Consider the following 17,031-nt stretch of genomic DNA (forward strand, 5'->3'; position numbering starts at 1 on the left):
TAAAAACTGCTCATATTTTATGATGATCTCCAATATTTTGATTATCAGTTGTTTGATTTTTAAGTGTATACTTGATGATACCTCAATCAGTGCTAAAAAACGCCATTGGTGAGCGTTATCACCATTTTTTACTGATAAAAGTTCTCTAGGTGAACTTGGAATAATTATGTTTTGTAATATTGAAATATATAAAGGAGATTTTTTACACTTTTACAAAAGAGGAGTATGACTATAAGGGTTGTGCTCCTTATTGTTTTAATAGGTTTTGGTGATGTTTTATGTATAAAGTGTAATATAATCACGAAACCGGTTGTGCAATGTGTTGTATTATTCCTATTTGACGATTTTTTTATTTACAAACATTAATTAAACATACTTTTTTATAGTGATAGGCGTCATTATTTCTAATTTATCATTGTAGGCGGCTTTCTTATGAAAATAAAGCGTTTTTAGGTCCTTTTTTGAGTATTTAATCCCTGAAAATTGGGAGAATTTGGAGAGGGAGATCTTTTGTAATATTTAACCTATTCTAGCTTGTTTACATTTATTTCTTAAAAAAATAATTGTATTATTCTAAGAAAGTTAAAAATATTCAAAAAAGGTCGAAACGGCTATGCAATCGGTTGAAATGTGTTAAAGAGCCTGAAAAGGGTACGGAATACGCTTTTATTAAGGGTTGTTTATAATTGTATGAGCGACAATTACTATTGGTTAATTAAAATGAACTCCGTACCTATGTGCTGTTGAGGGGCTAGGAATAGTACAAAAAATACCTCTTCTTTTGACTTTTAAAATGAAGATTGAACGTATTCAATACCTTTTATCAACAACAAGCAAGCAATTAACTGTTTATCTATTTTTGTAAACTATCTTATATATGACAATCAGACTACAAAACTTGTACAGCTTACTTTTTATGATGCTGCTGTACATTCTGCCAGCTCAAACTTGGGCACAGGAAAAAGCGGTCAGTGGTACCGTCCTTGATGAGACAGGGTCTCCACTTCCAGGGGTATCTGTAATTGTGAAGGGAACAACAAAAGGTGTGGCGACAGACTTTGATGGAAATTTCCAGCTACTATTGAATGAAGGAGAAGATGTGTTAACAATTAGCTACATTGGATATACTTCTCAAGAGGTGGTAGTAGGAAACCAAAGCAACTTAGCGATTTCACTTGCTCCAGATGCTGATCAACTAGAAGAAGTAGTCGTAATTGGTTACGGTTCGGTAAAGAAAGATGACCTGACAGGTTCAGTTCAATCTGTAACGGCCTCAGACTTTAACCAAGGGGCAATCACTTCTCCTCAGGAATTGGTGAATGGTAAAATGCCAGGGGTACAGATCGTTAATGGTGGTGGTTCTCCGGGAGCTGCAGCTAACATTCGTATTCGTGGTGGTTCTTCATTGAACGCATCCAACGATCCTTTGATTATTATTGATGGCGTACCAGTAGCCAACGAAGGGGTAGCAGGGATGAAAAACCCATTGAATACCATTAACCCTAATGATATTGAGACTTTTACGGTATTGAAAGATGCTTCTGCAACAGCTATTTATGGTTCTAGAGCATCCAATGGTGTAATTATCATTACGACTAAGAAAGGTAGCAAAGGAGGTTTGCAAGTAAACTATGCAGGTAATGTATCTGTATCTACACCTACTAAATTTGTAGATGTTTTGAAAGCAGACCAATATAGAGAAGTATTGGCAGCGCAAAAGCCTTCAGTAGCAGACCTTGCAGGAGATGCTAACACAGATTGGCAAAAAGAAATTTATCAAAATGCGATCAGTACAGATCACAACGTATCTGTAGCAGGTACTATTGCAGATGTATTGCCAGTACGTGCCTCTATCGGTTACAATAACAGCGAAGGGGTCTTGAAAACAGACCATATGGAAAGAACAACGGCAACGTTGAACTTGAACCCTAAGTTGTTTGATGATCACTTGAAAGTAGACGCTTCTGTGAAGTTCTCTAACATCAGAAACAACTTTGCAAACCAAGGCGCAATTGGAGCGGCAGGAAGCATGGACCCGACGCAACCAATCTACACAGAGAATGGCGAATACTTCGCATGGTTGAACGCTGATGGCTCTCCAATCAATATTGCACCTCAAAACCCGGTGGCATTGTTGAATCAGCTATCTAATACATCTTCTGCAAACCGTGTGATTGCCAACGCTCAGTTGGATTATAAATTCCATTTCCTTCCAGAGTTGAAAGCAAACCTGAATGTAGCGACAGACCGTATCAACTCTAGTGGCGAGGTGATCACTTCTCCTGAAGCGAAATTCAATGTAGAGTCATTAGGAAAAGGATTGAGATCGGAGTACACTTCTGAGAAATCAAACGAACTATTGGACTTCTACCTACAGTATGCGAAGGAGTTTGGTGAGTCTAGATTCGATATTATGGGTGGTTACTCATACCAGCATTTCTATACACATAACACAGGTAGAGAGTTCTTGGGTGAAGATGCTGAAAGAAACGCTTACGTAGACAAGTACGAGAACTACTTGGTATCTTTCTTCGGTAGAGCAAACTACTCATTGAAAGAGCGTTACATGTTCACTGTGACTTTGAGAAATGACGGTTCTTCAAGATTTTCTCCAGAAAACAGATGGGGTCTATTCCCTTCAGCGGCATTCGCTTGGAACATGAAGAGAGAAGGCTTCTTGGCTGATGTAGATGTAGTTTCTGCCTTGAAATTTAGAGCAGGTTACGGGGTAACTGGTCAGCAGGACATCAACGACAACTATGCTTACTTTGGTAAGTACGAACTAGGCCAGAACAACGCAGCTTATACGATGTATGACAAAGACGGCAACCTGGTGTATGTAAACTCTCTTCGTCCTTCAGCGTATAACGAAAACCTGAAATGGGAAGAGGCTACTACTTATAACGTAGGTATTGACTATGGATTTGCTGACGATAGAATCACAGGTTCATTGGAAGCATACTACAAGAAAAATACAGACCTTTTGAACTTCGTAGATATTCCAGTAGGATCTAACTTCAACAACAGAGTTTGGAGTAACATCGGATCAATGGAAGCAAGAGGTGTTGAATTGTCTATCAATACAAAATTGGTCAACAACGGTGATTTGTTCTGGGATCTAGGCTTCAACGTAGCACTTCAGAATAACGAGATCACACAATTGACGCAAGTAGAGAGTGATACTTACCTAGGTGTTGAGACAGGAGGAATTGCAGGAGGTACAGGTAACAATATCCAGATCCACACAGTAGGTCACCCAGCATACTCATTCTTCGTGTATGAGCAAGTATACGACAACGATGGAAATCCAATCGAAAACATGTTCGTAGACCGTAACGGTGATGGAGTGATTAACCAGTACGACAAATACCACTTCAACCAGAGAGCACCAATAGCACTTATGGGTATCAATACTCGTGTAGCTTACAGAAACTGGGAGTTCTCAGCTGCAGGACGTGCAAACTTCGGCAATGCAGTGTATAACAACATGGCCGCATTGAATGGACACTATAATGATCTGGAAACATCAGGTCAGTTCTTGGGTAACATTCACTCGAATGCCTTGGAGACTAACTTCAACACGGAGATCTTGATGTCAGACTTGTATGTACAGGATGCATCATTCTTCAGATTGGATAACGTAATGGTAGGGTACAATGTCAACAACCTGTTTGGTGACAAGGTGAATGCGAGAGTTTACGGTACTGTAAACAACGTATTCGTACTAACAGACTATGAAGGAATCGATCCAGAAATCTTTGACGGTATCGATAACAGCTTCTACCCTCGTCCAAGAACATTCATGCTAGGTGTTAATGTGTCATTCTAATTAAACTGAAGAAATCACTATGAAATCATATATCAAAAATATGTCAAGAGCTGCGATGTTGATCGCAGCTATGGCAACTACCTCTTGTGTTGGTGACTTAGATGTAACGCCAATTGACCCAGATGTAAACACTGCAGATAAAGCGTTGAACAGCCCAGAGGCGATGGCGCAGGCACTTTCTAAAATCTATGCAGGTTTTGCCGTAACAGGTAACATTGGTCCTGCAGGTAGCGGTGACGTTGCAGGTGTTGATGAAGGAGAGAGCTCTTACTGGAGACTTTGGTTCGTGGCACAGGAGTTCCCTACTGACGAAGCAATCAACGGATGGGGCGATAAGGATCTTCCTACCTTGAGCCAGGTAAGCTGGACGGCAGATAACTCTTTCTCTAGAGCATTCTACTATCGTTCACTTTACCAAGTGACGTTGGCTAACGAGTTTATCCGTCAGGCAGCGGTTTATGGCGCTGAATATGCCGATACAGACAGACAAGTAGGAGAGGCTCGTTTCCTAAGAGCGTTGGCGTACTACCACGCTTTGGATATGTTCGGAAACAAGGTTCCAAACATTGAGCAAGATAAAGGAGTGGGTGCATGGTTGCCACAGCCTTGGGGACAGTCGGAAAGAGGTCCTGAGTTATTCGATTTTATTGAGTCTGAGTTGATGGCAGCGATTGAAGCATTGCCTACAGCAGCAGAAGCTTTCGTAGGCCAAGCCAACAAGGATGCTGCTAAAATGACTTTGGCAAAACTATACTTGAACCACGCAGTATACAGAGGTCAGGAAGATGTTGCTTACTATCAAAAAGGTAAGACAATGGTAGACGAGGTAATCGCTAACGGATCTTTCGACCTAATGGATGCGGATGATGTGGCAGGAACAGATGCTTATAGCCCTTATGAGTTTAACTTCCTGGCAGACAACCATACGTCAAACGAGATCATCTTTGCGATCAGCCAGGATGGAAATTACTCTAGAACATATGGAGGAACAACCTTTATCATCAATGCGGCTACAGGAGCCAACAAAGATGCTATGGGTGGTGGTGCTTGGTATGGTACCAGAACTACTAAGGCATTGGTGAATCTATTCGATGCGGATGATGCTCGTGCACTGTGGTTCACAGAGGGGCATAACCTGGAAATTACAGACCAGTCTCTATTCACAGAGGGTTATGCTGTAGAGAAGTTCAAGAACATGAAGAGAGATGGCTCTAAAGGAGATAATGCTTCTGCAGAGTTTGCTGATACTGATGTTCCAGTATACCGTTTGGCAGATGCTTACCTGATGGCAGCAGAGTTGGATATCAGAATCAACGGATCTGTTTCAGCGACTAGCCTTGATATGGTGAATGAGCTAAGAGCAAGAGCGGGAGTTACTGCGGTTACATCGATGGACTTGGACTTCATCTTGGATGAGCGTGCTCGTGAGTTGTACTGGGAAGCACACCGTAGAACGGACTTGATTCGTTTCGGTAAGTTTACAGGAGGAGAATATGTATGGCCATTGAAAGGAAACTCACTTCCTGACGGTGGTTCAGTTTCAGCACACTATGAGCTGATGCCGATCCCTCCAAGTGATTTGAACGCTAACCCTAACCTAAGCCAGAACGCTGGGTACTAATTGGGTTAACGATTTTTTAAACTACAAGGGCGGTACAGGTGTACAGCAGTGCACCTGTACTTACCCAGTTTTCAAAACCTTTTGATAGAAATTTACCATGAAGAATAGATATAATATTGCGTTAGCAGTAGCCTTGGGCTTGTTCGGTATGACAGCCACTTCTTGTACAGAAGAAGCGTTGAAACCAACGGTACTAGCAGAAGAAGAAAGAACAGCTCCTGTATTGAGCCTTGATGGATCATACGTGTTTGCAGAAGAGACCATCAATGATGCTATGGACCTTACTTGGTCTCCTGTGAATATTGGTGTGAATGTAGGGGTTTCTTACAAAGTAGAGTTGGGTAAAGTAGGGACTGATTTTGCCGAAATCGTAGAGTTAGGGATTACAGAGGAAACAACATTGACAGTCACTAGAAAAGACTTCAATAAAGGATTGTTGACATTGGGCTTACAAGCGGATAAAGTTAATAATGTAGAAGTAAGAGTAACTGCTTCTTTTGCTAACTATAGCGGATTTGAGTCAATGACTTCAGAGATCTCAACGGTAGAGGTAACTCCTTGGGGAGACCCTACAGCTTTCCCTGATAGATTATATCTTGCAGGTTCATTCCAAGGATGGGACAATTCAAATGAGGTAACAGTGCTGGAGCCTATCGATGGAGCAGCAGGAGAGTATCAAGGCTTCTTCTTGTTCCATGAAGCAGATACATATTTCAAGATTCTTACTAAGAAAGGTGCTTGGGATTCTCAATGGGGTGAGCGTGGAGATGCTGATGGTATCCTAGATCCAAACGATGGTGGTGACCCAGACGCTCTAGCTTACTCAGGAGCAGGGTTCTACAAGATCTATGTGAACTTCGCTACTAAAGCGTACGAAGTAACGCCTGTAACTTGGGGGGTAATTGGTGATGCCACTCCTGGTGTTTGGAATGACGATACCGACATGACATTTGACCCAGCAACAAGCACTTACTCAGTGACTATGGACTTGAATGACGGACAAATCAAGTTCCGTTTGGCAGATGGATGGGACGTTAACTTGGGAGATGATAACGGTGTATTGACACCAAATGGTCCAAATATTCTTGTGTCAGCAGGCAACTATACGATCACTTTGAAAGTAGAGCACGATGGTGCAGGAGCATATACGTATGCTTATACGCTGGTAAAGAACTAATGGAGTTAATGCCATAAAGACACCCCTCGGCTTTCTCAGCCGGGATGGTTGATTATATAAGATAGAAAGACCCTTCTGGCTTTGCTGGGAGGGTTCTTTCTTTTTAATGAAGAATGAAGAATGAAGAATGTTTAATTATTCTTCTCCTGCTCTAAGAGTTCAGGTTTTATCTTCTTGAAAGGCTGTGCTTTAGTATTTCCGAAAATAGATAAAACCGCTCTTAGAGCTTTTTTACGCACCAAGCTTAGTGTATAGTGATTAGTCTAAGAGCGATTTTATCTATGAGGTGGGTGTGCGTTATTGATAAGGGAGAGCCGATAAAATCTGAACTCTTAGACTAGTTGTGCGTCATTAACTGAAGATTGAAAATTAATCATTGAAAATTAACAAGCCCGAGACGAGCAGAAATGATGAGAAATAGTGGAAGCCTTCAATCGTAAATTGATGGTCTTTTTTTTGTCCTATATTTATTAAGTGCTTAAAATACACGAAACCGATTGTGTTTATTTTTGTACTTTTTCAACTTACTGATAATTGGATTGCTTAAAATTCATTAACTTTTCAACTGTTGTGACCTTATTCTATTTTATATTTCATTTTTTATCTATCTCTTTTTGTTTTACTGTAAATGCTTCTTTAAGGCTTAATTTAGCCTTTTTATACGCTTATAATGTAAAGTGGTTACTTTTTTCAGGAGAAGTGTGATTAGGCTACTTTTTGTTTGCATCCTCTTTTTTTAGGTATTTTTTGATGGATATTTAATTGTACTATTTGAAGAAAGTTGTGCTTTTTTAATATTTTTTTTAGAAAATAATGCAATCGGTTGAATGTTGTTAAAATTCTTCAAAATGGGAGTTTTTTAGTGGTTGTGGGGATGGTTTTAAGAATTGGACAGGTAATGATGATTATTGAAATATTAGGGAGAAGTCCGTACGTATGTATTGCTGATTGGCTAAGAATAGTACAATAGACACCTTTTGAAGCTAAATAAAAAATCAGAATAAAAGACGGAAAACACTTTTCGTTGAAAACAGAACAGCATTAACTGTTTATCTATATCATAAACTATCTTATATATGAGAACCACACTACAAACCATGTATAGCATATTCTTCTTGATGATGCTATACCTTTTACCAGCTCAACTATGGGCACAAGAAGGCGCAATCAGTGGCCGTGTGCTGGATGAAATGGGAGAACCTTTGCCAGGGGTATCCATTGTAATTAAAGGAACGACGAAAGGAGCCGCGACAGACTTTGATGGAAACTTTCAGCTATTATTAAATCAAGGAGAGGATGTGCTAACCGTTAGCTACATCGGATATATCTCTACAGAAGTAGTCGTAGGAAATCAGACAAACTTTACGATTCAACTAAAGCCAGATGTAGATCAATTGGAAGAGGTGGTCGTGATTGGTTACGGTTCAGTTAAGAAAGATGACTTAACGGGTTCGGTACAATCGGTGACGGCAGCCGACTTTAACCAAGGGGCGATTACTTCACCTCAGGAATTGGTAAACGGTAAGATGCCGGGGGTACAAATTGTCAACTCTGGTGGTGCACCGGGAGCAGGAGCAACTATCCGTATCCGTGGAGGGTCTTCTTTGAACGCATCCAATGACCCATTGATCATTATTGATGGTGTACCAGTAGCTAACGATGGGGTAAACGGTATGAGAAACCCGTTGAATACCATCAACCCGAATGATATTGAGACCTTTACGGTATTGAAAGATGCTTCGGCAACGGCCATCTATGGTTCAAGAGCCTCTAACGGTGTGATTATCATTACGACGAAGAAAGGTAGTCAGGGTGGATTGACCGTTGATTATGCCGGTAAGGTATCGGTTTCTACACCAACGAAATTTGTAGATGTATTGGACGGAGATACCTATAGAAATACATTAACCAATGCGATTGAGCAAGGCTTGATTACTGACAATGGTGCTTTGGGCCTAATGGGTGATGCGAACACGGATTGGCAAAGCCAAATCTACAGAACCGCAGTAAGTACAGATCACAATGTTTCTGTAGCGGGTAGTATTGCAGATGCAGTACCATTCAGAACGTCTGTGGGATATAGCAATAATAACGGGGTATTGAAAGGTGATCAGGTGGAAAGAACTACTTTAGCGTTGAACCTGACACCGACATTATTAAATGAGCGCTTGAAGGTCAATACGTCGATTAAGTATGCACACTTGAACAACAAGTTTGCGAATCAGGGAGCAATTGGTAGTGCGTTGGCAATGGACCCAACACAACCGATTATGATGGAGCAAGATGGAGAAGAGGTATTCTTTAACTGGGGAAATGTATTGGCTCCTAGAAACCCATTGGCGCAGTTGGAGTATCATGATGACCGTTCGACAGTAGGACGTTTGATTGGTAATGTGCAGTTGGATTATAAATTCCACTTCCTGCCAGAACTGAAAGCTAACCTGAATGTTGGTTTGGACCGCTCGACTTCTAATGGAGAAGTGCAGGTTGATAAGAGAGCAAGCTATGATAATGTAATTGCTGAAATGGGTAGTGGTACGTATAAAGCATACAATCAGGTGAAAACCAATAAGCTATTGGATTTCTATATGCAATATGCTCGTGAGTTTGGAGAGTCTCGATTTGATGTGATGGCGGGATACTCTTACCAACACTTCCACAGAAGAGATGAGAATGGAGCGGAGATCTTCGTAGATCTACCAGAGTCTGCAGGAGCAGAGCGTATCCGTTCAGAAGCAAGAAACTATGAAACAGAGAACTACTTGATCTCGTTCTTCGGTAGAGCAAACTACTCCTTGAAAGACAAGTACTTGGTGACTGCGACTTTGAGACAGGATGGTTCTTCAAGATTCTCGGCAGAAAACAGATGGGGCTTGTTCCCTGCCTTGGCTTTTGGTTGGAACATGAAGAAAGAAGGTTTCCTGGAGATGGTGGAGCAAATCTCTGCCTTGAAGTTTAGAGCAGGTTACGGGGTGACCGGACAGCAAGATATCTTTGGTCAGGACTATGCACACTTCGGAACATATTCTACAGGTCAGCCATATGCACAATATGTGATGATGGACCAAAATGGAAATCCTCAAACCTACATTGACGAGAATGGAGAGGAGCAGCTATACCTTACGTTGAGACCAAATGCTTACAACAGCAACCTGAAGTGGGAAGAGACGGAGACCTATAACATTGGTTTGGATTATGGTCTATTTGATGACCGCTTCACAGGTACCTTGGAAGCTTACTACAAGAAGTCCAACGATCTATTGAACGTGACGGATGTAGCGGCAGGATCCAACTTTAGTAACCGTGTGATCGGTAACGTGGGGAACATCGAGATCAAAGGTTTGGAATTTGCTATGGATGCCAAGCTAGTGACGACAGAAGATCTGTTCTGGAGTATGGGTATCAACGCAACATATACAGATCGTAAAGTAACGCAGTTGACAGCCGTAGACTCAGAGAACTTTATTGGTGTATTCACAGGTGGTGTAGCCGGTGGTACTGGGGTATATTCACAGATCCATACGGTAGGCCAGGCACCAAACACCTTCTTCCTATACCAACAAGTATATGATGAGAATGGTAATCCAATCAACGGAATGTATGTAGACCAGAATGGTGATGGTAAATTGAACGAGCAAGACTTGGTACACTTCAAGCAGCCAGCACCAATTGTGATGATTGGTTTGAATACCAACCTTTCTTATAAGAAGTTTGAGTTCTCCGCTTCTGGTAGAGCTAACCTGGGTAACTATGTGTACAATAACATCCACTCTAACTCTGCATACAACGGTATCTCGCCAACAGGTGACTTCCTGGCGAACATCAACGAGAGCGTTTTGGAGAATAACTTCACCAGCATCCAATTATTGTCAGATTACTTCGTGAGAGATGCTTCTTTCTTCCGATTGGACAACGTTTCGGTAGGCTATAATATCGAGTCGCTATTGGGAGAGAAAGTAAATGCAAGGGTACACGGTTCAGTAAACAACGTATTCGTATTGACTAAATACGATGGTATGGACCCTGAGATCTCAGGAGGTATTGACAATAACTTCTACCCAAGACCTAGAACGTATACCCTAGGCCTAAATGTAACATTCTAAACGACTAACAGACTAGAAATGAAACTATCAAATCTATATAATAAATTGACGAAAGCGGTGATCTTGACCGCCGCTTTGTCTACTACATCATGTCTTAGCCACTTGGATGTGGAGCCTATCGATGAGAACCTATCCACTGCCGATAAGGTATATGATAGCGAGGAAAGCTTGCAGTCAGGCTTGAATAAGGTGTATGCTGGATTCGTGATTGGGGGTAATGCCCAAGGCGATGGTGATCCGGACGTAGCAGGTTTTGACGGAGGTAAGAGTGTGTACTGGAGACAGTTCTTTAACCTACAAGAGTTGCCAACGGATGAGATGAAAAATGCTTGGGCAGGAGACCCTGAGTTGCCAGAGTTATCTCGCTTGGCATGGGGTAGCTCCAATGCTTCTATTCGTACGCTATACTACCGTATTTTCTATCAAATAACATTGGCGAATGAGTTTGCTCGTCAGGCAAAGGTTTATGGTGGAGACTTTGAAGAAACACCAAGAATGATCGCTGAGGCGAGATTCCTAAGAGCATTGGCGTATACACACGCTTTGGACTTCTTTGGGAACAAGGTTCCTAAGGTGATGGAAGAAGATGGTGTAGGTGCTTTTCTTCCTCCTCAGTTTGGGGAGAGTGAAAGAGGTACAGAGCTGTTTGATCATATCGAGTCGGAGTTGATCGCTATTCAGGATGATTTACTGCCTGCAAAAGCCAACTATGTAGGACAGGCAAACCAAGTAGCAGCAAAAATGCTTTTGGCAAAACTATACCTAAACCATGCCGTGTATAGAGGCGCAGAGGAGATCGCTTACTTTGAGAAAGCAAAAGTGTTGGTGAATGATATCCTAACAAGTGGTTACCGCTTGATGGGTGCTTCTGATGCTCAGGCAGGAGACCAAGTATCACCTTACGAGCTAAACTTCACGGCTGACAACTATACTTCGGATGAGATTATCTTTGCTTTCACAGTAGATGGGAAGTACTCACAGTCATGGGGAGGAATGACCTTCATTATGAACGCTGGAGCATCTGCAGCAATGAAAGAGTTTACTGGTGTTGACGGATGGGGTGGTAACAGAACGACTCCCATGCTAGTCGATAAGTTTGAGGACAATGATGACCGTGCACTTTGGTTTACAGAAGGTCACCAAAAGGAGATGGATGAGTTGATGAGCTTCACGGATGGTTACGGTGTCTTGAAGTACAAAAACCTAAACAGAGATTTCTCTAAACCACAAGACCACAGCTTTGTATTCGTACATACAGATATTCCAGTATTCAGATTGTCAGATGCCATGCTAATGGCAGCAGAGCTGGAAGCAAGAACAGGAGGACTGACTGCTGAAGGTTTGGAGTGGATCAATACGGTAAGAAGGAGAGCGAATACTTCTGAGAAGACATTGGCAGAGGTACAGGCAGAAGGTACACTAGACTTTATCTTGGATGAAAGAGCAAGAGAGCTGTACTGGGAAGGACACCGTAGAACAGACTTGATTCGTTTCGGTAAATTCATCGACGGATACCAATGGTCATTCAAAGGCGGTGTAGCAGAAGGAACTTCAGTAAACCAACGCTATGAGTTGATGCCGATTCCTCCAAGTGACTTGAATGCGAATCCGAACCTTACACAGAATTTCGATTACTAGTGATTCAGTGGCTAGGGATTGGCGGTTAGTAAAGCAGTTTAACCAACCCCCAATCCCTAACCCCCAACCCCTTAAAAAAATCAATGATGAACAAACTATATAACTGCTCAGTAGCCATCGTATTGGGTCTATTGGCAACCATGACCGCTTGTACAGAACAGGTTGTTAAACCACAAGTACTGGCAGAAGAGGATCGAGTAGCACCAGCTATGACGATAGAAGAAGGGATCTCTATTGTTTTGGGAGAAGAGAATATTGGAGAAAGTATGCTCTTTACGTGGAACCCGGAAAATATCGGAGTAGATGTGCCGGTAAGCTACCGTTTGGAAGCAGCTCCAGCAGGAACGGACTTTGCTGATGCCAAAGAGTGGGCAATCACGAATATCACAGAAGCAGAAGTAGCACACAAAGACTTGAATAATGACCTACAGGCTTGGGGACTGGAGGTTGGTCAGGCGCATATGATTGAGTTGAGAGTAGTGGTTTCTTTTGCGCAAGGAACCAACTTTGAAAGCTTGAGCTCTGAGCCAATGACAATGAATATCACTCCTTGGGCTGATGCAGATGCTTATCCGGAGCAACTATATCTGGCAGGATCTTTTCAGGGATGGAATAATGCCAATGAGCACACGGTATTAAAGCCTATAGGAGTAGGAATTTTTGAAGGGACATATCTATTCCATGAGTCAACGACCTATTTCAAGATTCTGACGAAAAAAGGCAGCTGGGATTCTCAACTAGGAGAAAGAGGAACAGTGGATGGAATTCTTGATCATAATGATGGTTCAGATCCTGATCCTTTAGTAGTGGAAGGTATGGGGTATTATACAATTCGTGTAGACCTACTGACAAAAGTTTATTCGATCTCAAAAGTAGAAAATACTTGGTCTATTGTAGGAAGTGCCTTGACAGGTAATGATGATGGATGGGGACAAGACATTCAGATGGATTTTACAAATGACGGAACAAGTCTACTATATACAGCAACTGTAGATTTACATGCAGGTTTTGTATGGAAGTTCCGATTCAATAAGGGATGGGACTTGAACCTTGGAGATGGAGATACTGATGGCGTTTTGGAGATAAACGGTTATGGTAATGACATTACTGTAGAGGAGTCAGGCCTCTACACGATCACGTTAGATGTTACTAAATTTGCAGAGAGTATTTATACTTATACAATCGAGAAGAATTAGAGCTTTTATTTCTATAAAATAATAAGCAGAAATATAATACAGATAAAATGAGTCATCATTGAATAGCAATATTCAGGATGACTCATTTTTTATGATCTATGTTATCGTTTTATGGCCGTACTATTTATCTAAGTAAAAGATCGATTAATAAATCTCCTTGCTATTGTGAGTTCATAGAGGATTGTTATTTTTGGGGAGAACATAACCAAGTAACATTTGTTTAATCTTTATTAAAGAAATGTAGTTGTCGTATATAATTGGAGAAGGGAGTCCACCCGAAAACACGACATACTTAGTCTTAGCTACAATTAAGAGCTTGTTTGGAATATCGCCAAATAGGAGAAAAACCATCAACCAGTTACAAACATTACCACTAAGGAGGGAGACATTATATGGAGACCAACGCACAGAAAATGCTCAAAAGCCTTAGCCCACGAAAAGTTATTTTACCAGTGCTCGTAGGGCTAGGAGCAATTATTTATCTCATGCTGTCAGACGATAATATGGACTTTCAGGAGGTCAAGCAAGCTTTCAGTAGCCTTAATCCTTGGTGGGTAGGGGCTGCTTTGATTGTTTTGATTCTGAGAGACGCAGGGTATATGTATCGAATCAGACATCTGACCAGCAAAAAACTTTCTTGGAACTCCAGCTTTTTTGTCATTCTATTATGGGAGTTTGCTTCTGCCGTTACCCCGTCGGTTGTGGGAGGAACGGCTGTTGCCGTTTTTATAATGAATAGAGAAAAGATTGTTTTTGGTAAGGCATTGGCCTATGTGATGTTGACGGCATTGCTAGACAATATTTTTTTCGTGGTAGCATCGATTTCAGTGATTCTACTGGCACAAGGGGATATTTTTCCTCCTGAGGCTAAATCTATTCCATTGCTGGGTTTTCACTTGAACCTAGAGCAAGTCTTTCTGATCAGTGTTTTGTTGATTGCCACTTATACTGTGTTTATGGGATGGGGGTTATTTTTATCTCCGAAAACATTTAAGCGATTTTTGGGGTATCTCACTAAGTTTTCGTTCACGAAACGCTGGAGAAGAAGTGCTATTCGAAGTGGCAACGAGATGATTATCGCATCAAGGGAAATGAAAGGACATTCCTATACCTATTGGGTACGGGCAACATTTTCTACCCTAATGATCTGGTCTGCCCGTTACTTGATGTTAAATTGCCTGATCAATGCTTTTACGCACTTTAACCTTTTGGATGTATCGTTTGATGAGTTGTATGAGCAGTTCTTGATCTTCTCCCGTCAGATCATCATGTGGATTGTGATGTTAGTATCTCCTACACCTGGTAGCTCTGGAACAGCAGAGTACTTCTTTGGAGAGTTCTTTGAAGAGTTCTTGGGAGTAGGAATCGTATTGGCAGTAGCGTTACTTTGGAGGTTATTAACCTATTATGCTTATTTAATTGTAGGAATCTCCATTTTACCGAAATGGGTAAGTAAAGTATTTAGAACAAGAAAGCCATCCGTGCAATAGTCTGTTGAGGCAGCTTGCACCGTTACTTTATATGAAAAAAGGTAGTGCTGTTCCTTAGAATGGCACTACCTTTTTTGTTCATGATGTTTAATAGAGCTTCGCTCGTTCATATTGTTTAGTTGTTGTACTTCAGCAGTTATTAAGTTTGAATAAATAACTGACAGTTGAGTCCATTACATGGAGTGTTCTGCGTGTCGTTGAGATTTTACAGTACTACACTTTCTCAACAGCCCGGAGGGCTACTCAACGGAGCGAAGCTCTACTCAACGGCACGCAGTGCCACTCAACAAAGCGGGCTGGTAGTATGACGGTTATTTACTCAACCTTAATTACCGCTGAAATACGGTAATTTAACAACTAAACATCATGAACGAGCGAAGCTCAATTAAACATCATGAACAAAAGCGAACTTCATATATTAATCGACATCCCACCAAAGGTTTGTACCTCCGTGGTCAGCTCCTCCTAACATTTGTACAGCAGCTTCTACTGCCGCAGCGTTAGTTTGGTATTGAGCTGATGGATAAGGAATACGCTTGATACCTTCTTCGGAGTCAATAGTACCATTACTATAGTTCACTTCTACAGGGAATAGTTTAGGATAACCTGTACGACGGTATTCCGACCAAGCCTCTTGCCCTTCTGGGAACATAGCGATCCATTTTTGAGTTAGAATGCGCTCTTTGTTTACCATTGCTGATGCAGCAGCATCCCATGCAATAGTGATATCGCTTTGAGCAGCAATGTCGTTTGCTGCGTTCTCTGGGTCTACATAGTCTGCAGGCATGGAAGTCGCATCAGCCAGGTAAGTACTGGCATCACCAGCACCATGCTGGTCGAAAGAAGCTTGTACGCCCATTTCATACAATTCTTTGGCAGAAGCACCTGCGCTCCATCCGTTCAATGCAGCTTCCGCTCTTAAGAAGTATACCTCAGCAGCAGTCATCAATAACAATGGCTTATTCACACCAATAACGTTATCATTGATCCCAGAGAAGTCTGAATAGGTATCCTTCGTCTCGATCTCGATACCTTGACGAATACCTCTGTACTCTCCATCCTGATCAGAAGGGTCAAAGTAGATCGCCAAGCGGGGATCATTAAAGCCTTTTAGGATAGACTCCATAGGAGCTCCCATAAGGGCGTCCTTCCAGCTTTTGATCAGTGCCATTGGGTGCTTTAATCCATCAGCAGATACCTGTGCAAGGTCTCCACCTTCTAGTACACCAGCACTGATCGCAGCTTCAGCCAATGTTTTGGCTTTGGCAGGAGCTACTTCGGAGATACGCATCGCCAATCTCAACTTCAATGATGCAGCAAATTTAGCCCACATATTGAAGTCTCCTTTGAACATTTGATCTACTTCTGAGAAGTTGGCAATCGCAGGCTTATCTTTTAGAAGACTTATAGCCATGTCAAGCTCTTCAAAGAACATGTCATAAACAGCTTCCTGAGAATCATATGGCAAGCCGCCTCCTTCGTTCACTTCTCCATATTTAGTATAAGGAATGGGTCCGTACATGTCAGTAACACGGTGCATTCCCGCAACCTTAAGGATAAGAGATACTCCGTAAAACTCTGGAGCCAAATCCATATGCTTGGAAACACTTTTGGCAGGGGCCAGAATGTTATCCAGTGACTTATTGAATGCCCAGCTATTCCATCCATCCACCAAGGCATAGGTAGCGTTATTCTTGTTACCGATAAATGGTGTAGGAGGCGTCATGTAACCTGAATAGATATCGGCATTCAGGTTTTGCTGCAGTTGATAACCATATCCATTACCAAAGTTGTAATAGATGGATTGCTGCATTTGAGGGAAGAAAGCTTTCAGGAATAGGTAGTCTGCCTGAAAAGACTCTTCCGATATTTGATGAGGAGCTTTGTTGATGTCCTCAAAGTTATCTGTACAAGCAGTGGTCATACCCAATGCGGCCACTGCTGCAAAAATATATTTCTTCATCTTTATTCTTTTTT

Annotated in this window: 8 protein-coding genes; 7 read left to right on the forward strand and 1 reads right to left on the reverse strand. The window is 41.7% G+C overall.

What is annotated here, in order from left to right:
- The first annotated feature begins 877 nt into the window (after positions 1-877).
- The 7 genes from ABD985_RS04335 (at position 878) to ABD985_RS04365 (ending at position 15,054) form a co-directional block, all read left to right on the forward strand.
- On the forward strand, positions 878-3,829 hold the full coding sequence (locus ABD985_RS04335; RefSeq protein ID WP_345369505.1) for a SusC/RagA family TonB-linked outer membrane protein: 2,952 nt from the start codon (positions 878-880) through the stop codon (positions 3,827-3,829).
- 19 nt (positions 3,830-3,848) lie between these two features.
- Positions 3,849-5,450 carry a RagB/SusD family nutrient uptake outer membrane protein gene (locus ABD985_RS04340; RefSeq protein WP_345369507.1) on the forward strand — a complete coding sequence of 534 codons (1,602 nt, stop codon included), beginning with the start codon at positions 3,849-3,851 and terminating at the stop codon, positions 5,448-5,450.
- Positions 5,451-5,547: 97 nt separating this feature from the next.
- On the forward strand, positions 5,548-6,627 hold the full coding sequence (locus tag ABD985_RS04345; RefSeq protein WP_345369509.1) for a SusE domain-containing protein: 1,080 nt from the start codon (positions 5,548-5,550) through the stop codon (positions 6,625-6,627).
- 1,076 nt (positions 6,628-7,703) lie between these two features.
- Positions 7,704-10,730: a SusC/RagA family TonB-linked outer membrane protein gene (locus ABD985_RS04350; protein ID WP_345369511.1), complete on the forward strand. Its 3,027-nt coding sequence runs from the start codon at positions 7,704-7,706 to the stop codon at positions 10,728-10,730.
- A gap of 18 nt (positions 10,731-10,748) precedes the next feature.
- The gene (locus tag ABD985_RS04355; protein ID WP_345369513.1) at positions 10,749-12,368 is read left to right on the forward strand and encodes a RagB/SusD family nutrient uptake outer membrane protein; all 1,620 of its coding nucleotides are present in this window, start codon (positions 10,749-10,751) and stop codon (positions 12,366-12,368) included.
- An 83-nt stretch (positions 12,369-12,451) separates the two neighbouring features.
- The gene (locus tag ABD985_RS04360; RefSeq protein ID WP_345369514.1) at positions 12,452-13,564 is read left to right on the forward strand and encodes a SusE domain-containing protein; all 1,113 of its coding nucleotides are present in this window, start codon (positions 12,452-12,454) and stop codon (positions 13,562-13,564) included.
- Between the two features lie 392 nt (positions 13,565-13,956).
- On the forward strand, positions 13,957-15,054 hold the full coding sequence (locus tag ABD985_RS04365; protein WP_345369516.1) for a lysylphosphatidylglycerol synthase transmembrane domain-containing protein: 1,098 nt from the start codon (positions 13,957-13,959) through the stop codon (positions 15,052-15,054).
- A gap of 418 nt (positions 15,055-15,472) precedes the next feature.
- Here ABD985_RS04365 and ABD985_RS04370 read toward each other — a convergent pair whose 3' ends face one another.
- On the reverse strand, positions 15,473-17,017 hold the full coding sequence (locus ABD985_RS04370) for a RagB/SusD family nutrient uptake outer membrane protein (RefSeq protein WP_345369518.1): 1,545 nt from the start codon (positions 17,015-17,017) through the stop codon (positions 15,473-15,475).
- Between the last annotated feature and the right edge of the window lie 14 nt (positions 17,018-17,031).

The sequence above is a fragment of the Algivirga pacifica genome (assembly GCF_039543525.1).
Taxonomy (GTDB): Bacteria; Bacteroidota; Bacteroidia; order Cytophagales; family Flammeovirgaceae; genus Algivirga; species Algivirga pacifica.

Bases quoted from the DNA above. Each gene is read 5' to 3' on its own strand.
- ABD985_RS04335 (WP_345369505.1), top strand. From the start codon at position 878: ATGACAATCAGACTACAAAACTTGTACAGCTTACTTTTTATGATGCTG.
- ABD985_RS04340 (WP_345369507.1), top strand. From the start codon at position 3,849: ATGAAATCATATATCAAAAATATGTCAAGAGCTGCGATGTTGATCGCA.
- ABD985_RS04345 (WP_345369509.1), top strand. From the start codon at position 5,548: ATGAAGAATAGATATAATATTGCGTTAGCAGTAGCCTTGGGCTTGTTC.
- ABD985_RS04350 (WP_345369511.1), top strand. From the start codon at position 7,704: ATGAGAACCACACTACAAACCATGTATAGCATATTCTTCTTGATGATG.
- ABD985_RS04355 (WP_345369513.1), top strand. From the start codon at position 10,749: ATGAAACTATCAAATCTATATAATAAATTGACGAAAGCGGTGATCTTG.
- ABD985_RS04360 (WP_345369514.1), top strand. From the start codon at position 12,452: ATGATGAACAAACTATATAACTGCTCAGTAGCCATCGTATTGGGTCTA.
- ABD985_RS04365 (WP_345369516.1), top strand. From the start codon at position 13,957: ATGGAGACCAACGCACAGAAAATGCTCAAAAGCCTTAGCCCACGAAAA.
- ABD985_RS04370 (WP_345369518.1), bottom strand. From the start codon at position 17,017: ATGAAGAAATATATTTTTGCAGCAGTGGCCGCATTGGGTATGACCACT.